Here is a 19149-nt window from a genome sequence, read left to right as displayed (position 1 = left end):
TTATTAAATCGAAAAGAAATCTTTTCGGGCCCCGTGAAAGTATTCGGCATTCGCTACAAAGCGATCCGTCACTTTCGTGGGTACTTTATACTCGCACACATTCGAGTGTTACTGTTCAGTTTTCAAGGAACTTGTTTTGTGTTACGCCGTTTTTTAGCGGCGACTTTTATATCTTATTACATTTCAAAAACAATTGCAAGCTTTTTTTAAAAGTTTATTTAAGTTTTCTTTTCACTTCCAAGTTAAACTTAGCAGCGACAAAAATTAATATACTACTTTTTATATGACTATGTCAATTACTTTTTAAAAATAAAATAGAGAAGACAACGCCTTGCTCATGCCGTCTTCTCTATTTATATTATCAATATCGTTATTCCTCGATTGCTTCTGGCTCTTCAAGTATTTCGCTTTTTACTTCTTCAATTCCATCTTCCGTACCTTCGACTTCTTCCGTTATTTCCACTTTAGCTACTGTAGCTACTTCTTCCTGTTCCCCAAGACGAATCAATTTAACACCTTGTGTATTCCGTCCCATAGAAGAAATATCATTTACACAAAGACGAATGATAATACCTGCTGATGTCACCAGCATTAAATCATTCTTCTCACTTACTACTTTCAAACCTACAATAACACCGTTACGCTCCGTTAAATGAAGTGTCTTAATTCCTTTTCCGCCCCGCGTTTGGAAGCGATAAGAAGAAAGCGGCGTCCGCTTACCATAGCCGAGTGATGTAACAATTAAAACATCCGCATCCGTCTCAGCAATATCCATATCAATCACTTGATCATCATTGCTTAAATGAATACCCTTCACACCCGTAGCGGAACGTCCCATGATACGTACATCTTTTTCAGAGAAAAGGATGGACATCCCTTTTTCTGTTCCAATAATGATATTCTGCTCGCCATCCGTCAGACGGACACTGATTAACTCATCATCATCGCGCAAGTTAATGGCAAAAAGGCCAATTCGACGAATATTGCTAAAAGAAGTGAGATCAGAACGTTTAACGATACCCTGCTTGGTGGCAAAGAATAAATAATGGTTTTCTGTAAATTCTTTTATCGGGATTACCGTCTGGATGTACTCACCCTGCTCAATTTGTAACAGGTTGATAATCGGAATTCCCTTGGCGGTACGTCCTAATTCCGGAATTTCATATGCTTTTAAGCGATATACTTTCCCTTTATTCGTAAAGAAAAGAAGGTAGTGGTGGGAATTAGTAGTGATAAGATGCTGGGCAAAATCATCTTCACGCGCCCCCATCCCCTGTATACCACGCCCACCGCGCTTTTGCGCACGGTACGTATCCACTGGCAACCGCTTAATGTAGCCACGATGAGTAAGAGAAATGACGACTTCTTCCTGCGGGATTAAGTCTTCATCTTCGATATTATTCATATCGACCGTAATCTCAGTACGGCGCTCATCACCGTATTTTCCCTTGATTTCGGTCAACTCTTCATTTATTATGGCCAAAATTTTATTCTCGTCGCCAAGAATTGCTCGCAATTCCTCGATAAGCGAGGATAGCTCATTATATTCGTCGGTCAAACGCTCAATAGATAGACCTGTTAAAGCCTGCAAACGCATATCAAGAATCGCGTTCGCCTGCTCAAGCGTAAAACCAAGCGGGACTTCTCGTCCCTTCATCGCAAATGAATCAGCCATTAAGAAACCACGCGCTTCTTCCCGGTCGGAAGCGGAACGGATTGGTCCTTCGCGGTCAACTAAGTCATCCACGATATCGATGGCTTTCAGCAAACCTTCTACAATGTGAATTCTTGCTTCCGCTTTCCGCAGATCATATTCCGTCCTACGACGAATGATTTCTTTCTGGTGTTCCAAATAATAATAAAGCATTTGTTTCAGGTTTAGTATGCGTGGTTCATTGTTTACCAATGCGAGCATATTAATCCCAAAGCTTGTCTGCATAGCGGTATGTTTATATAAATTGTTGAGTACGATCTGCGGATTCACATCCCGGCGCAGATCGATTACAATGCGCATTCCATTGCGATCAGATTCATCGCGCAAATCAGTAATGCCTTCCAACTTTTTCTCACGTACCAGCTCGGCAATTTTTTCGATTAGACGTGCCTTATTCACCTGATACGGTATTTCCGATACGATAATCCTAACTTTATTTCTGTTTTCTTCAATTTCAGCTTTTGCACGAATAATGACAGAGCCTCGTCCCGTTTCATAAGCTCTACGAATACCGCCTCGTCCCATAATCAAAGCACCTGTCGGAAAATCCGGGCCAGTAATCAATTCCATTAAATCCCGATTCGAACAATCAGGGTTTTCAATCAAATGCAAGACTCCGTTAATTACTTCCGTAAGATTATGGGGAGGAATATTTGTTGCCATCCCAACTGCAATACCTGCTGCACCGTTTACGAGCAGGTGTGGAAGGCGCGCTGGCATAACCAGCGGTTCCTGCTCATTACCGTCATAGTTCGGACCAAAGTCAATCGTATCTTTTCCAATATCCCGCATCAGTTCGGTCGCGATTTTTGACATCCGTGCCTCTGTATAACGCATAGCTGCCGCCGAATCGCCGTCTACCGATCCGAAGTTGCCATGTCCATCCACCAACGGATAGCGATAGGAGAAATCCTGCGCCATCCGAACCATCGTTTCGTATACTGCCGCGTCGCCGTGTGGATGATATTTACCGATGACATCTCCGACGATACGCGCCGATTTTTTATACGGCTTATCTGGGGTTACGCCCATCTCGTTCATCGCAAACAAAATCCGACGGTGAACAGGCTTCAGACCATCACGAACATCTGGAAGAGCGCGGCTTACAATTACGCTCATCGCATATTCGAGGAATGACTCGCGCATCTCCTGGTTTATATTAATATCGATAACATTAGATTGTTGCTCGGCCATTAAACTACCTCCGTCGTTCAACGTTTATTAGGCCCTCTCACGACAGGTCGCAATCTTTTTGCCCATAAGCTTTATTATACCATTTATCTCCGATTAGGGACAAAAATAAGCCCTCTTACGAGAGAAGAAGGCTTATTTTTTATTAAATATCGAGATTTCGTACTTTTTTTGCGTTTTCTTGAATGAAATCGCGTCGTGGTTCGACTCTTTCTCCCATCAGCATCTCAAAAATTTCATCCGCCTGCATCGCATCCTGTAGTGCTACACGAAGCAGTGTGCGACTTTCCGGATCCATTGTCGTCTCCCACAATTGCTCTGGATTCATCTCGCCCAAACCTTTATACCGTTGAATATTCGGCTCTGGACGCGTAGGGGACTCTGCACGAATTTTGTTCAATTCATCATCATTATACGCATAGCGCACCACTCGGCCCTGCTGGAATTTATACAATGGCGGCTGCGCTATATATACATATCCATTTTCCACCAGAGGACGCATATACCGATAGAAGAAAGTAAGAAGCAACGTACGAATGTGAGCGCCATCTACATCGGCATCCGTCATAATAATAATCTGATGATACCGTGCCTTGGCGATGTCGAAGTCTTCTCCAATCCCCGTACCAAGCGCAGTAATAATGGCTCTAATTTCCGCATTGGACAGAATCTTATCCAACCGTGCTTTTTCTACATTTAGAATCTTACCTTTAAGCGGCAGAATAGCCTGGAATTTACGATCCCGTCCCTGTTTGGCCGAACCGCCGGCGGAATCACCCTCGACGATATACAATTCGCTAATCGACGCATCTCGACTGGAACAGTCGGCTAATTTACCCGGCAAAGAACTAAATTCCAAAGCATTTTTGCGTCGGGTTAACTCTCTAGCTTTTCGGGCAGCTTCCCGGGCTCTGGACGCCGTCAAGGACTTCTCTACAATCCGCTTCGCCTCTTGTGGATGTTCCTCTAGGTAAATAAAGAAGTGTTCAGCAAACAGAGACTCCGTTATGCCGCGCGCCTCACTATTCCCCAGCTTTGTTTTTGTCTGTCCTTCAAATTGCGGGTCAGGGATTTTTACACTAATAATCGCAGTCAATCCTTCACGCACATCATCGCCCATCAGGTTATCGTCCTTTTCTTTCAGGAGATTATGCTTACGGGCATAATCGTTAATAACACGAGTTAGTGCACTTTTAAAACCGGATTCGTGCGTACCGCCTTCATGCGTATGGATATTGTTCGCATACGAATAAATATTGCTTGCGAACGAATCATTATACTGGAGAGCGATTTCTACCATCAATCCATCTTTCTCCCCTTCAAGGAAAATCGGAGGTTCATGCAGCTTTTCTTTATTTTTATTTAAGTATTCGACAAAAGAAAGAATGCCGCCTTCGTAATGGAATTCCTCTTCTTTGCCTATCCGTTCATCATGAAGGGTAATTCGTACACCACGGTTCAAAAAAGAAAGCTCACGTAACCGTTTTTGTAGTATTTCATAATCATACACAATCGTTTCGGTAAAAATCTCCGGATCAGGCATAAAAGTCACTTTTGTACCGGTATCCTCTGCTTCACCTGCGATTGTTAATTCATCAACCGGCTCACCTATTGCAAAATGCTGGATATACCGTTTACCATTCCGTTTTACTTCGATGGTAAGCTTTTTGGAAAGGGCATTTACTACCGATACACCTACACCATGCAAGCCACCAGATACTTTATATCCTTCTCCGCCAAATTTACCACCGGCATGCAAAACAGTAAGAACGGTTTCTATTGTTGATTTCCCGGTTTTCTCATTAATCTCGGGTGGAATGCCGCGTCCATTATCAGTTACAGTAATGCTATTATCTTCATGCACATAAACGTGTATATTATCGCAGTACCCGGCAAGCGCCTCGTCAATACTATTATCCACAACTTCCCATACAAGATGGTGTAATCCGCGGCTGCTTGTGGAACCGATATACATACCCGGACGCTTTCGTACCGCCTCTAGACCTTCAAGGACCTGAATTTGGCTTGCTCCGTAATTGTTTTGTGTATTTTCTGCCATATAAGCCTCACCTGCTTTCCAAGAAATTAGCACGACGCTTTAACGTCAGCGACGAAATTGGGGAACAGTATATTTTATCTGCTGTCACTACGTATGATTTTGTCTGTTCGCTATCCAACATAACTATACGGCCGCCCTCCTCTGCCTTCTGCAGAAATTGCCGGGTAATTTTAGAGGATTGCTTCATGTGAAAATCCAGGATTGTGATGACGTCTTTGGCTCGTACAACCATTTCGCCGCCCAAATGAATAAACATGTTCTTCCTCCTTATGTGTCCCGTGTAATAGTTCCTTGCTTCACCCGGTAAATAGCCGCCTGCTGTAACGTCTGGTGATACAGGCCCTCTACCCCGGTCGTTGTAACAAATGTTTGGACCCGGTCCTTAATATTCTGCAAAAGATGCGACTGCCGATTGGCATCCAACTCAGACAACACATCGTCAAGAAGGAGCAAGGGATATTCTCCTACCTCTTGGTGGATGAGTTCGATTTCCGCTAATTTTAGTGAGAGGGCGGTTGTACGCTGTTGTCCCTGTGATCCGTACTGATGTACGCTTATACCATTAACAAAAAAATGAATGTCATCCCGATGGGGTCCTGCTAAACTGGTGCCACGGGCGATTTCGCGGTCTTTGATGGAGGTAAGATGACGATAGGTAGCTTCTTCTGCTTCACTTTCTGACATCTCGGCAGTAACAGGCAGCGTACTTTCATAGGAGAGGGTTAGCGTCTCTTTCCCTTCCGTAATCTGTGCGTGAATTTCTTGGCCCCATTTTTCCAGTTTATCCATAAAGATAAATCGTTTGTGCAACACTTTGGCCGCCAGCTGCGCCAACTGTACGTTGTAAATATCCAGCATATCACCAAATGGCTTGCCCATCTGAAGTTCTTTCATTGCTTGGTTACGCTGATGAACCAGCTTTTGATACTGCAAAGTATGATACAGGTAAGACTTAGATACTTGACCGATTTCCATATCAAGAAAACGTCGTCGAACATTAGGACTGCCCTTTACGATACTCAAATCTTCTGGAGCAAACATGACAACATTCATCGCGCCAATATAATCGCTCAGTCTTCGCTGTTCCAATTGATTAACCTTAGCTTTCTTACCTTTGGAAGTTAGCTGGATATCTAAATGTATCGGCCCAATCTGTCGGTCTGCCCGGCAGGATAAGCGGGCAAATGGAGCGTTCCACTGAATAAGTTCTTTATCCTTGCCTGTTCTGTGTGATTTCGCCATTGCCAGTACATAAATAGACTCCAGCATATTCGTTTTTCCCTGTGCATTTGGTCCAACGAACAGTACAATTGGAGCATCGAAATGTACATGGACATGATCGAAGTTTCTATATTGTGTTAGTTCTAATTCCTTTAGTATCAAACCGTCTTCCCTCCCGGCCCATACGCTATACTGTACAAATCAAGCATACCGGTGGTTACTCTTCGGCTTGACGCGAAACTTCATACATGCCGAATCCCTCTACGTACACCACATCTCCATTATACAACTTTTTGCCTCGACGATTCTCTGCTTCTCCATTTACTTCGATATATGTTTCAGCAAGGAAAAACTTTGCTTGTCCGCCTGTATCAATAATCTCGGCCAATTTCAGGAATTGGCCGAGGGGAATATATTCAGTCGCAATCGTAACTTGTCGTTTATTCATAAGTAATAACCCGCTCTCTACTGATTTGTTCTGACAGGCAGGATAAGATGTAGGATCCAGTCATGTTCCGTCGGACGAATAATGAACGGGCTCATAGCTCCGGTAAATTCGACGCGAATTTCACCGCTGTCTACTGCCCGTAGAGCGTCGATCATGTACTTCGCATTAAATGAAATCTTTACGTCCTCTCCGTCTACGGAAGAAGGAACAACCTCCTCCGTCACTTTACCAACCTCAGGCGTATTGGATGAAAGCTCTACCACACCGTCGGGACGGGTAAATAAACGAACCACATTGCTTTTTCCGTCCCTTGCTAATAAGCTTGCCCGTTCGATCGCTCCAAGAAACTCTTTGGTAGATAAAATTATTTCTGTTTTCATATTTTGTGGAATGATGCGGCTCGTATCCGGATATGTACCATCCAAAATGCGAGAATAAAAAAGTACATGATTCACTTTTACAAGAATTTGGTTGTCCGTAATAACAAGATCTACTAATTGGTCATCATCTGGCAGGATTTTGCTTAGTTCAATCAGGCTTTTACCTGGAATAATGATATTATCAAAGCTTAATCCTGATGCGGATTCAACCGTCGCTTTTCTTGTTGTTAGACGATGACTATCTGTTGCCACAAAAGAAAGAAGCCCATCCGACAAGTTCCACATGACACCTGTCAAAATTGGACGTGTCTCGGTAGTAGCTACTGCAAAAACAGTTTGACGAATCATCGTCTTGAGCAGGTCAGCAGGAAGGCTTAATATCTTATCCTCTTCTATCTGAGGCAAACGTGGATAATCTTCAGCATTCATCCCATTCAAATTAAACTCTGAGCGGCCAGAAGAGATGGTCGTAATAAAGCGATCGTTTACAGATACTGTTACTTGTTCACCCGGTAATTTTCGCACGATTTCCCCCAAAAAACGGGATGGAAGCACGATGCTTCCTGGCGTGATGTTCTCGATCCATTGATGCTCACCGGATTCCATTGGGATGTATTGCTCAATAGAGACATCCGAATCACTTGCAGTCAATGTAACACCGTCCTCGTGCACGACGATTTTAATACCTGTAAGAATCGGAATTGTCGTTCTGGATGATACAGCTTTGCTTACTGTATTAATCGCATTTGTCAGCTGGTCTCTTTGAATCGTGAACTCCATTGTGTCCCCCTCTAGGAATTTTACTTGTCATTTTATCATATACTTATAATTTATTCTTTTTTAAAACATAATAATAGTAATAGGGCCAGTGGATATGTGAATAAGTTGCATGAGAAAAGAAACATAGCCTATACACATGTGGATAACTTTGTGTACAGGCTATGTTGATTATTCACATTTATGCACAGGTTCAACTCAAAAATTAACGTCCGTTTTTTATTGTATCAATAAGTTCTTGAACGGTAGCTTGCATCTGGCGATCGCTCTGCAAGATTTGTGTGATTTTTTCATGCGCATGAATCACTGTTGTATGATCGCGTCCTCCGAATTCTTCTCCAATTTTCGGAAGGGAGTAATCGGTAAGCTCTCTTGATAAGTACATGGCTATTTGCCGTGGAAAAGCGACCGATTTTGTACGCTTCTTTGCTTTAAAATCCTCCATCTTGAGGTCGAAGTATTCTCCTACTACCTGTTGGATGACAGCGATATTAATAATGCGTGGCTTGTTGGAAGGAATAATGTCTTTTAATGCTTCCATGGCTAATTCCGTATCGATGTCTCTATTAATTAAAGAGGAATACGCAACGACGCGAATCAACGCCCCTTCTAGTTCGCGAATATTCGTATCGATTTGATTGGCGATATACACCATAACTTCGTTAGGGATTTCTAGATTCTCAGCTTTCGCCTTTTTACGTAAAATCGCAATCCGTGTTTCCAAATCTGGTGGTTGGATATCAGTAATGAGTCCCCACTCGAAGCGAGAGCGTAATCGATCTTCCAATGTTGGAATTTCTTTTGGCGGCCGATCACTTGAAATGACGATTTGTTTGCTTTCCTCATGCAGTGCATTAAACGTATGGAAGAATTCCTCCTGGGTTTGTTCCTTGCCTGCCAGGAACTGAATATCATCAATTAGCAGAATATCGACATTGCGGTATTTGTTGCGAAAATTAACAGTTTGATTGTCCCGGATCGAGTTGATGAATTCATTAGTGAACTTCTCAGAAGAAAGATAGACGACACGTGCATCTGGCTTCTGTTCTAATACATAGTGGCCAATCCCGTGCATAAGGTGTGTTTTACCCAGCCCTACGCCCCCATAAATAAAGAGCGGATTGTAAGCCTTTGCAGGTGCTTCGGCGACTGCAAGGGAGGCTGCATGCGCAAAACGATTACCCGCTCCGATGACGAATGTGTCGAATGTATATTTCGAATTCAACATGGTTTGCGGGTAATCGTCATGTAAGTTGTTGCGATTTGCTTTTGATGACGGAACCGAGTCAATATCATTCTCGTTTTGCTGGGAGTTTGAGGTGGGAATCACAAACTTAATCGTAATAACTTTGCCGGTTACCTCATACAATGTTTCAGAAATGAGTTCGGAATATCTGGATTCCAGCCAATCCCGGGTAAATTCGTTTGGAGCCGTGATCAAAAGTGTGCTGTCGTCAAGCGACGAAGCTTTCGTCGCTTTTAGCCAAGTTTCAAAGCTGGGTTTGCTGATTCGGGTTTGTATATGTGAGAGTGTTGTGTCCCAAAGTTCGTTCACGTTGGTAACCATGAGTCTCCTTCCTTCTCCTTCCCATATTCGGTCTTCCGGCACGCTGTTGTCGGATTCTCTCTTTTTTAAAGAAGAAGTATGTGTTGCGTAGTGGATGGCAAACTAAATCGTTGTGGATAACTATCCTTCGATTTTCCTGAGAAAAATAGAAGGGTTTGCCATGGATTTCAACAAAATCCCCAAAGATGTGGATTGTTTGTCCACACACAGTTGAAAATGTCCACAGTTTTATCCACATGCTGTGGATAATTAACGCATCTTCTTGCAGTTATCCACCGGTTAAAACAAAATTATGATAGCAGATAAAACTTCTATCCGCAATGATTTTTTCTTACTTATCCACAAACTCTACAAGTTGTGTATAAAAGATATTCACACCACTAGATTTTGTGAGTATCTAGCGGAGAAGATTGTAGATAACTGAATCTGGGAAATAATTTTATGCACAATAGGCTTGGGAAATAAAAAAATGTGGATAATGAAGTTTGACTTGACAGTCTATCGGGGGGATATATATAATAATCTAGACTGTCTATAATATGATAATTTTGGATGGAACCTTCCCAAGGAGGTGGATATAATGAAACCGACTTTTAACCCGAACAATCGTAAGCGTAAAAAAGTTCATGGCTTCCGTGCCCGTATGAGCACAAAGAACGGTCGCAAAGTTCTTGCGAACCGTCGTAGAAAAGGAAGAAAAGTATTGTCAGCATAAGGCCACTCTTACAGTGGCCTTTTCTACCGTTTTATTGCAACATAAAAGAGGATAGAATAGCAGTAAGGAGTGTGTCCCTTGTATCGCAAAAATCGTTTGCGAAAGAATGAGGAATTCCAGATTGTATTCAAACAGGGCACTTCCGTTGCGAACCGCCAGTTCGTCATCTATTCCTTAAAGAAAGAAGGGCAGGAGGACTTCCGGCTGGGGGTCTCCGTCAGCAAAAAGATGGGGAACGCGGTGACTCGTAATCGGTTGCGGCGTACCATTAAGGAAGCTATTCGTTTGCGTGCGAACGAAATTAAGCAGGATCTCGATTTTATCGTGATCTGCCGACTGCCGGCTGTAGAGTTGGAATTTCATCAATTTAAAGAAAGCCTGTATCACTGCATGAGAAAAGCCCAAGTATTTAAAGGAATGAAAAAGGGGAAAAACACATCTTCATAACGCATGTTCAGAAAGTTTTCATTTTTTCTGTCCGTTCAGTATACTAGATGAAAATACATACGTTGCAAGGAGGAATTTTCTTGCTTCCCAAGCGATTGAAAATAGCGTTGCTTTTTGTTTTGATCGCTATATTTTCCGCAGGATGTACTGCCGCTAATCCTAATAATCCGCTACCGATTAATCCGGAAGGCGGAATTTGGGACAAGTTTTTCGTGTATCCACTTTCCTGGATGCTGCAAAAATCAGCGGAATTTGCCGGCGGGAGCTATGGCGTTGCGATTTTGATTGTAACCGTTCTTGTTCGCCTAGCCATTTTACCATTAATGGTAAAACAAATGAAAAGCAGTAAGAAGATGCAGGAACTGCAACCTGAGATGATGAAGTTGCGTGATAAGTACAAGAATGATCCGCAGCGTTATCAGCAGGAGATGATCAAGCTTTATCAGGTGCATCAAATTAATCCGCTTTCCGGCTGTTTACCGATTATAATTCAGATGCCGATCCTGCTTGCTTTTTATCATGCGATTATTCGTACGGGTGAGATTCGCTCTCACGACTTTCTATGGCTGCAGCTAGGCGCCAAAGATCCATTTCTGCCTGTTCTTGCAGCTGCGACGACATATTTACAACAATGGATGATGATGCGGAATAGCCCGGCAACTGCCGCTAATCCGCAGATGAAGATGATGCTTTATCTTATGCCAGTAATGATTCTGGTCATTTCCGTTACACTTCCGTCCGCCTTGTCGTTATACTGGGTATACGGAAACATTTTTATAATTGCTCAGACGTATTTCCTTTACCGTAATACTGCCCCTGTCGAAAGTACGACTCCTAAACCTAAAGGAGGAAAAAACAAGTGAAAAAGGTGACGGCAACGGGAAAAACGGTGGAAGCTGCGATTCAGTCGGCTTTGCAACAGTTGCAGGCGACACGTGACATGGTAAAATACCACGTGCTTGAAGAGCCGAGTAGAGGATTCTTCGGTTTAATCGGCGTTCGTAATGCAAAAGTGGAAGTCATTCTACAGGATGAACCAGCGAACAATGAAGATATGGCTGTCGTACGAGAACCGTCTGTAAGTGAGCCTGTGCCTGAACCTGAACTAGCAACAGCCGTTTCTTTATCGGAAGAAGAAACGGAAGAGCTGCCGATTCGGGCAGTAAAGGTAGATGCAATCCGTCAAGGTAAGGCATTTCTCGAAGAAGTTCTTGCTACGATGGGCCTCGATATAGAGGTAGAAGAACAAATGCAGGACGGCAATCCAGTATTCATTATTAAAGGCTCCGGTCTTGGTCTTATTATTGGCCGTCGCGGTCAAACACTTGATTCGCTTCAGTATCTGGTAAATGTTGTGGCCAATCGGCATGCGGATAAACGGGTACGAATTGTACTTGACGCTGAGAATTACCGGGAAAAGCGGAAGGAAGCCTTAGGACAACTGGCCGATAGAATGGCAAGTCAGGTTGCACGAACGCACAAGCCAGTCAGATTGGAACCAATGAATCCGGCAGAAAGAAAGGTTATCCACAGTCGGTTACAAAAACATCCGAAAGTGGAAACATTCAGCGAGGGAACAGAGCCATATCGTCGGGTAGTTATTACGATAAAGAAATAGGAAATATGAAAGAACTGTAGCGAAAAATTTCCTGCAGTTCTTTTTTTGTGGATAAATTTCGGAAAGGTGGCAGAGCATTGCGTTTCCTATATTCTCAAATGTCCACAGAGTATGGTATTCTATACATTTAGGGAAAGCTTTAAAAAAACCTGCCTTTTGCGTGGTGATATAAAAATGGATTTTGATACAATTGCAGCGATTGCTACACCGCTTGGTGAAGGTGGTATTGCTATTATTCGTGTTAGCGGACCGAGCGCAGTCGAATCTGTGGATAAAGTATTCAAAGGTCGTCAACCGTTATCCACTGTGGATACCCACACGATACACTATGGCCATCTTGTGGATGAGAACGGTGATGTAGTAGAAGAAGTAATGACAACAGTTATGAAGGCGCCACGAACGTTTACGCGGGAAGATGTTGTCGAGGTGAACTGTCATGGCGGTATTGTTTCGGTAAAGCGCGTGCTGGATTTAATTCTGGCACAAGGTGTACGTATGGCGGAGCCAGGTGAGTTTACAAAACGCGCATTTTTGAATGGGCGTATTGATTTATCACAAGCGGAAGCCGTTATCGACTTGATTCGTGCTAAGACGGATCGGGCGATGAAAGTGGCAGTCAATCAAGTACAGGGCAAATTGTCCAAACTTATCGGTAAGCTGCGTCATCAACTGATTGAATTGATGGCGCATATCGAGGTGACTATTGATTATCCTGAGCATGATGTCGATGATGTGACCCGGAATTTATTATCTGAGAAAAGCCGATGGGTGCAAGATGAAATCGGAAAAATGTTGCGTACAGCCAAGCAGGGAAAAATTTTGCGTGAAGGAATTTCTACTGTGATTGTTGGCCGGCCGAATGTAGGGAAATCGTCTCTTTTAAACAGTTTATTGCAAGAAGTAAAGGCAATTGTTACAGATATTCCGGGAACGACACGTGATATTATTGAAGAATATGTAAATGTGCGTGGCGTGCCGCTTCGTCTGGTCGATACGGCAGGTATTCGTGATACGGAAGATATTGTCGAGCGTATCGGAGTAGAACGCTCCCGTGAGATGCTAAGCAAAGCTGATCTGGTGCTCCTCGTACTTAACTTCGGAGAAGAATTAACAGACGAAGATCGCAAGTTGCTTGCGGTAGTACGGCCTATGAATGCGATTGTTATCGTTAATAAAACAGACCTGCCACAGCAAATTGATTTGGATGAAGTGCGAGAATTAATAGATGATTTGCCGTTGGTAACAATTTCTGTAAAGGAAGAGGAAGGAATTGAACGGCTGGAAGAAGCGATTGCTTCTTTATTCTTTGCTGGTTCGGTTCAGAGTGATGATTTAACTTATGTAAGCAACGCCCGGCATATTCAGCTGCTAAATGAAGCACATAAGACGATAGGGGAAGCAATCGAAGCTGTAGAGAGCGGACTGCCTGTTGATATGGTAGCATTCGATATTCGCCGTACATGGGAATTGCTCGGTGAAGTTATTGGGGATGCAGTGAGCGATGATTTAATTGATCAGATTTTTTCTCAGTTCTGTCTTGGAAAATAAGCAAATAATACGCGAAGGCTCGCGTAGAGGAGGAAGTACAAACAAATGGGATACCAGGCAGGTTCATTTGACGTAATTGTAGTCGGCGCCGGTCATGCAGGTGCAGAAGCGGCGCTCGCTGCGGCCCGTATGGGATGTTCGACGCTGCTTTTAACAATAAACCTTGATATGATCGCCTACATGCCTTGCAATCCGTCTATTGGCGGCCCGGCCAAAGGCCATGTAGTGCGTGAAATTGATGCATTAGGCGGCGAAATGGGCAAAAATATCGACAAAACATATATCCAGATGAGGATGCTGAACACAGGGAAAGGGCCGGCTGTACATGCACTTCGTGCCCAGGCAGATAAATTTTTGTATCAGCATACGATGAAACAAACGATCGAGAACACGGAAAACTTAACGCTTCGACAAGGTGTGGTTGAGCGTTTGATTGTGGAAGACGGTGTATGTAAAGGTGTGATCGCAAAAACAGGGGCAGAATACGAGGCAAAGGCGGTTGTCCTGACAACAGGAACGTATCTCCGTGGCAAAATCATTATCGGTGATTTGCAATATGAGAGCGGTCCGAACAATATGCAGCCTTCTGTAGAGTTGTCATACAACCTAAAAGAGCTGGGCTTTGAACTCGTTCGGTTCAAAACGGGTACGCCGCCACGCGTACATAACAGTTCGATTGATTACAGCAAAACGGAAATTCAGCCAGGTGATGATGTTCCGCGAGCTTTTTCTTATGAGACGACAGAGTTTTTGACGGAAGAACAGCTTCCTTGCTGGTTGACGTATACGAATGAAAAAACGCATGAAATTATCAACAGCAATCTGCATCGCGCTCCAATGTTTTCAGGCGCCATCGAAGGAACAGGTCCGCGCTACTGTCCATCAATCGAGGATAAAATTGTACGTTTTAGCGACAAGCCGCGCCACCAGATTTTCCTGGAGCCGGAAGGACGCAACACAGAAGAAGTATATGTTCAGGGATTATCAACTAGTATGCCGGAGGAAGTGCAGCACGAAATTCTTAAAACGATTGACGGCCTTGAAAATGTGAAAATGATGCGTGCCGGTTATGCGATCGAATATGATGCAATGGTACCGAATCAATTGTGGCCGACACTGGAGACAAAGCGTGTACAAGGTCTATATACCGCTGGACAGTTAAATGGAACTTCTGGTTATGAAGAAGCTGCCGGACAGGGAATTATGGCCGGCATTAATGCAGCCCTGAAAACCCAAGGTAAAGATGCTTTGATTCTTGATCGCTCACAGGCGTATATCGGGGTTATGATCGATGATCTGGTGACGAAAGGGACAACAGAGCCGTATCGACTACTTACATCCCGTGCCGAATACCGTTTACTACTGCGACATGATAATGCCGATATGCGCCTGACGGAGATTGGTCATCAAATTGGTTTAATTCGTGAGGAAAGATATCAGCGTTTTCTAAAGAAAAAAGAAGCTATTGAAATAGAAAAAGAGCGTTTGCGGACAACGAAAGTAGGTCCGAAACCGGAAGTACAGCAGATGCTACGTGATGTAGGTTCAAAAGAACTTGATAATGCTATTGACTTGTATTCTTTGTTGAAACGTCCCGAAGTAACTTATAGGCATGTAGCTCAGCTTGTACCAGCTACAGTAGAAATCCCGGAAGATATCGCAGAACAGGTCGAGATTCAGATTAAATATGAAGGATATATTCGCAAACAATTGCAAGATGTGGAGCGTCTGAAAAAGATGGAGAAAAAGAAGCTGCCAGAAGATCTTGATTACATGAATATTCAAGGATTGGCAATGGAAGCTCGCCAAAGACTTGAAAAAGTTAGACCGCTGTCTATTGGCCAAGCATCACGCATCTCCGGTGTTACACCTGCAGATATCTCCGTATTGCTTATCTATCTTGAATCCTACCGAAAAGTCGCAAATTAGGAGAACAATATGGATGCAGCTACGTTGCGGCATATGGCCGCGGATAGAGGAATCGCTCTCTCGGAAGAGCAGATGGCTCAGTTTGAGAAGTACTATGAACTGCTCGTAGAATGGAACGAAAAAATGAATCTCACCGGTATTACGGAGAAATCACAAGTATATGAAAAACACTTTTACGATTCGATTACACCAGCTTTTTATTATGATTTTACGAGCGTCGGAAGTGTAATCGATGTGGGCTCCGGAGCAGGATTTCCGGGTATTCCGCTGAAGATTTGTTTTCCGTCCCTCAAGCTTACAATTCTTGATTCGTTGAATAAGCGACTGGTTTTCCTACAGGAAGTCACCAGGCAGCTTAGGCTGGAAAATGTGGAATTTGTCCATAGTCGGGCGGAAGATGCGGGAAGGGATAAAAAGTACCGAGAACAATTCGATATGGCTACGGCACGGGCGGTAGCCAGAATGAATGTACTAACCGAATTGTGTATTCCTTTTGTTAAGACAGGCGGCATCTTTCTTGTAATGAAGGGTGCAAATGTTGAAGAAGAGCTGAATGAAGGAAAAAAAGCCATTAAAGCTTTAGGCGGAAAAACGGAGAAAGTAGAAACGTTTGAGCTGCCGGAAGAAAAATCAGAACGAAACATTATTATTATACGTAAACAAGAAAGAACTCCAGCAGCTTATCCACGAAAAGCCGGTACACCGGCCAAAAAACCGCTTGTATAATAGAAAGGGAAGGCAGCTAATCAGCTGCCTTCTCTTATTCATTTTTTCTTTATGTTTCACGTGGAACATGGAGCAGGAAATAACCGGGAAGGCGGCGAATATTGAAGATGGAAAGAAGGAGAGTGGGTGGTGTCTTTTTATGAAGGATCAGTTTTCTCGTTTATTCGGTCTGACGGAACGCACCGATCATGAAGAAATCCGGAATATACCGGTAACCAGGATTGTACCCAACCCTTATCAGCCTCGAACTGTATTTGATGATGATAAAATTGACGAATTGTGTGAAACGATAAAAGTGCATGGCGTTATTCAACCGATTGTTGTCCGAGAACGAGGCGGTGCATTTGAGATTATCGCTGGTGAGCGGCGTTGGCGTGCGGTAACCCGCTTGGGCATGGAGAAAATTCCAGCCATTATTAAAGACTTCAACAATGAGCAAGCCGCTTCTATCGCTCTTATCGAAAATTTGCAACGCGAGGGGCTCACACCGATTGAAGAAGCTATCGCGTATCAGAAATTGATTGATATTCATGGATTAACCCAAGAAAGCCTCGCCAGTCGTCTGGGTAAAGGACAATCCACAATAGCCAACAAGTTGCGTCTGCTTCATCTACCTGAGCCGGTACAGGAAGCATTGCTTGGCAGGAAAATCTCTGAGCGGCATGCACGTGCACTGCTTGTCTTAAAGGATGAAGAGTTACAGTTGAAGGTGCTACATGAAGTAGTAGAAAAAGGGTGGAATGTAAAACAAACAGAGCAGCGCATTAAGCTGTTGATGGAGGCGCAAGACCGTAAGCCAGGGAGGCAACGTCGTTCATTCTCAAAAGATATGCGTTTGGCTATTAATACGGTTCGTCAATCAGTTGATATGGTGTTGCAAAGTGGATTGAACATCCAAACCGAAGAAGAGGATCATGAGGAATTTTATCAGTTTGTTATTAAAATTCCTAAAGGGAAAAAATAGCTCAGGATTGAGGGAAGAGGATCGTTGGTTGGAATAAATGAGGGGTGAAACTTATGGGCAAAATTATTGCGGTCACAAATCAAAAGGGCGGCGTAGGAAAAACAACCACCTCCGTAAATCTGAGTGCTTGTATTGCCAAAGAGGGCAGAAAGGTACTATTGGTCGATATTGACGCACAAGGAAATGCTACGAGCGGCATAGGCGTTGAGAAGGCGAATGTTAGATACTGCGTATATGACGTCCTCATTAATGACATTAACATCCTAGATGCGACTTTGCCGACTGATATTGAAGGTCTTTTCGTCCTGCCAGCCACCATTCAACTCGCGGGAGCAGAAATCGAACTGGTACCTGTGTATTCGCGTGAAAAACGCTTAAAAAAGGCGTTAGATGTCGTACGGGATACGTACGACTATATTATTATCGATTGCCCGCCATCTCTGGGTATTTTGACCATTAATGCATTAACGGCAGCCGATTCTGTCCTTATTCCTATTCAATGTGAATATTATGCGCTGGAAGGGCTTAGCCAACTATTAAATACAATTCGTCTAGTGCAAAAACAGTTAAACCGGAATCTATATATTGAAGGCGTATTGCTCACGATGCTGGATGCCAGAACAAATTTGGGGATTCAGGTTATTGATGAAGTGAAGAAGTACTTCCAGGAAAAAGTATATGGAACGATTATTCCGCGCAATATACGACTAAGTGAAGCGCCAAGCCATGGACAATCTATCATCACCTATGATCGTCGTTCCAAGGGAGCAGAGGTGTACAGTGACTTAGCCAGAGAGGTGATCGGAATTGAATAAACGTTTAGGGCGAGGGCTGGATGCATTAATCTCTTCCCTTGATATTGATGAAGGCGATCATATTCTCCAGGTTGAACTTAAAAAGATCCGGCCCAATCCTTATCAGCCCCGCAAATACTTTGCTGAAGAGTCCCTGCAAGAGCTTGCTAATTCGATACGAGAAAACGGAATCGTACAGCCATTGGTAGCTAGAAAAAGTGTAAAGGGATATGAGTTGGTAGCCGGCGAACGCCGTCTGCGAGCCGCTAAGCTCGCTCAGATAGAGCATGTGCCAGTTGTTGTACGGGACTTTACAGACGAGCAAGTTATGCAAATTGCCCTTATTGAAAATTTACAGCGGGAAGACTTGAATGCTATCGAAATTGCGCAGGCTTATCAAAAGCTTATTACTACTTTTTCACTTAAACAGGAAGAGTTAGCGAAGAAAGTAGGGAAAAGTCGGCCACATGTTGCTAATTTTCTGCGCTTACTCCAATTGCCCGAGGATATTCAGGATCGGGTTTCACGGGGAACCTTGTCCATGGCACATGCTCGTACCTTACTTGGAGTAGAAAAGGATAAAGCGAAGATTGAATTAGCAAAGGAAGTCGAAGAAAAGGAATTAAGTGTCAGGCAACTAGAAGATATCGTAAAAAAATTAAGTGAGAAGAAAAATGTTTCACGTGAAACAAAGCAGCCTGATAAACATTTTTTTGTCAAAGATTTAGAGGAAAGACTACGTGTAGCGTTTGGCACTTCGGTAAATATAAAGCCTTCTAAAAACCGTAACAAAGGAAAAATCGAAATTACCTATTTTTCTGAGGACGATTTAGAGCGTATTCTGGAGATTATTGAAAAGAATAGAATGTAACAAAGGCAACCTTGGGATCGAAGGTTGCCTTCACGATTTTTTCTGCCTATCGTGTACAATTTCTATAATAAAATAATGCCTCTATCAGTGTGGGGTCTTCATCCCAGATGGATGGTTAGTTGCACATATCAGAATCTTAGAGATAGTTATCTCCGCTCAGCACATGTGACGAAGGGGTTT

18 protein-coding genes are annotated in these 19149 nt (G+C 43.3%); 11 read left to right on the top strand and 7 right to left on the bottom strand.

Annotation, left to right across the window (positions count from 1 at the left end):
• Positions 1–210: hypothetical protein (locus tag HMPREF0083_RS28980; RefSeq protein ID WP_209421075.1), on the top strand; the 210-nt coding region annotated here is incomplete at its 5' end.
• Positions 211–370: 160 nt separating this feature from the next.
• Here HMPREF0083_RS28980 and gyrA read toward each other — a convergent pair.
• The 7 genes from gyrA to dnaA form a co-directional block, all read right to left on the bottom strand.
• A complete protein-coding gene (gene gyrA / locus HMPREF0083_RS05075) occupies positions 371–2908 on the bottom strand; it encodes a DNA gyrase subunit A (protein WP_021620023.1) in 2538 nt (845 codons plus the stop codon).
• Between the two features lie 142 nt (positions 2909–3050).
• Positions 3051–4964 carry a DNA topoisomerase (ATP-hydrolyzing) subunit B gene (gene gyrB, locus HMPREF0083_RS05070; RefSeq protein WP_021620022.1) on the bottom strand — a complete coding sequence of 638 codons (1914 nt, stop codon included), beginning with the start codon at positions 4962–4964 and terminating at the stop codon, positions 3051–3053.
• 7 nt (positions 4965–4971) lie between these two features.
• Positions 4972–5220 (bottom strand): extracellular matrix regulator RemB, encoded by a 249-nt coding sequence (gene remB, locus HMPREF0083_RS05065; RefSeq protein WP_021620021.1) that lies wholly within the window; start codon positions 5218–5220, stop codon positions 4972–4974.
• A gap of 11 nt (positions 5221–5231) precedes the next feature.
• Positions 5232–6347 carry a DNA replication/repair protein RecF gene (recF, locus tag HMPREF0083_RS05060; RefSeq protein WP_021620020.1) on the bottom strand — a complete coding sequence of 372 codons (1116 nt, stop codon included), beginning with the start codon at positions 6345–6347 and terminating at the stop codon, positions 5232–5234.
• Positions 6348–6402: 55 nt separating this feature from the next.
• Positions 6403–6633 (bottom strand): S4 domain-containing protein YaaA, encoded by a 231-nt coding sequence (gene yaaA, locus HMPREF0083_RS05055; protein WP_021620019.1) that lies wholly within the window; start codon positions 6631–6633, stop codon positions 6403–6405.
• 17 nt (positions 6634–6650) lie between these two features.
• A complete protein-coding gene (gene dnaN / locus HMPREF0083_RS05050) occupies positions 6651–7793 on the bottom strand; it encodes a DNA polymerase III subunit beta (protein ID WP_021620018.1) in 1143 nt (380 codons plus the stop codon).
• Positions 7794–7995: 202 nt separating this feature from the next.
• Positions 7996–9357, bottom strand: coding sequence for a chromosomal replication initiator protein DnaA (gene dnaA, locus HMPREF0083_RS05045; RefSeq protein WP_040301534.1), 1362 nt, complete (start codon positions 9355–9357; stop codon positions 7996–7998).
• A 580-nt stretch (positions 9358–9937) separates the two neighbouring features.
• Between dnaA and rpmH the strand changes: the two genes are divergently transcribed.
• The 10 genes from rpmH (at position 9938) to HMPREF0083_RS04995 (ending at position 18969) form a co-directional block, all read left to right on the top strand.
• Positions 9938–10072, top strand: a complete 135-nt coding sequence (rpmH, locus tag HMPREF0083_RS05040) for a 50S ribosomal protein L34 (protein WP_021620016.1) — start codon at positions 9938–9940, stop codon at positions 10070–10072.
• Positions 10073–10150: 78 nt separating this feature from the next.
• Positions 10151–10519: a ribonuclease P protein component gene (rnpA, locus tag HMPREF0083_RS05035; protein WP_040301532.1), complete on the top strand. Its 369-nt coding sequence runs from the start codon at positions 10151–10153 to the stop codon at positions 10517–10519.
• Between the two features lie 47 nt (positions 10520–10566).
• Positions 10567–11382 (top strand): membrane protein insertase YidC, encoded by an 816-nt coding sequence (gene yidC / locus HMPREF0083_RS05030; RefSeq protein WP_021620014.1) that lies wholly within the window; start codon positions 10567–10569, stop codon positions 11380–11382.
• Positions 11379–12137, top strand: coding sequence for an RNA-binding cell elongation regulator Jag/EloR (gene jag / locus HMPREF0083_RS05025; RefSeq protein ID WP_021620013.1), 759 nt, complete (start codon positions 11379–11381; stop codon positions 12135–12137). The genes yidC and jag overlap by 4 nt, the downstream gene beginning before the upstream one ends.
• 174 nt (positions 12138–12311) lie before the next feature.
• Positions 12312–13685, top strand: coding sequence for a tRNA uridine-5-carboxymethylaminomethyl(34) synthesis GTPase MnmE (gene mnmE, locus HMPREF0083_RS05020; protein WP_040301529.1), 1374 nt, complete (start codon positions 12312–12314; stop codon positions 13683–13685).
• Positions 13686–13730: 45 nt separating this feature from the next.
• A complete protein-coding gene (gene mnmG / locus HMPREF0083_RS05015; RefSeq protein ID WP_021620011.1) occupies positions 13731–15614 on the top strand; it encodes a tRNA uridine-5-carboxymethylaminomethyl(34) synthesis enzyme MnmG in 1884 nt (627 codons plus the stop codon).
• Positions 15615–15623: 9 nt separating this feature from the next.
• Positions 15624–16340 (top strand): 16S rRNA (guanine(527)-N(7))-methyltransferase RsmG, encoded by a 717-nt coding sequence (rsmG, locus tag HMPREF0083_RS05010; protein WP_021620010.1) that lies wholly within the window; start codon positions 15624–15626, stop codon positions 16338–16340.
• Positions 16341–16479: 139 nt separating this feature from the next.
• Positions 16480–17304 carry a nucleoid occlusion protein gene (gene noc / locus HMPREF0083_RS05005; protein WP_040301548.1) on the top strand — a complete coding sequence of 275 codons (825 nt, stop codon included), beginning with the start codon at positions 16480–16482 and terminating at the stop codon, positions 17302–17304.
• Positions 17305–17357: 53 nt separating this feature from the next.
• Positions 17358–18119 carry a ParA family protein gene (locus tag HMPREF0083_RS05000; protein ID WP_021620008.1) on the top strand — a complete coding sequence of 254 codons (762 nt, stop codon included), beginning with the start codon at positions 17358–17360 and terminating at the stop codon, positions 18117–18119.
• The gene (locus tag HMPREF0083_RS04995) at positions 18112–18969 is read left to right on the top strand and encodes a ParB/RepB/Spo0J family partition protein (protein ID WP_021620007.1); all 858 of its coding nucleotides are present in this window, start codon (positions 18112–18114) and stop codon (positions 18967–18969) included. The genes HMPREF0083_RS05000 and HMPREF0083_RS04995 overlap by 8 nt, the downstream gene beginning before the upstream one ends.
• Positions 18970–19149 lie beyond the last annotated feature (180 nt).

The sequence above is a fragment of the Aneurinibacillus aneurinilyticus ATCC 12856 genome, assembly GCF_000466385.1.
Lineage (GTDB): Bacteria > Bacillota > Bacilli > Aneurinibacillales > Aneurinibacillaceae > Aneurinibacillus > Aneurinibacillus aneurinilyticus.
This window is presented reverse-complemented; position numbering and strand designations above follow the sequence as displayed.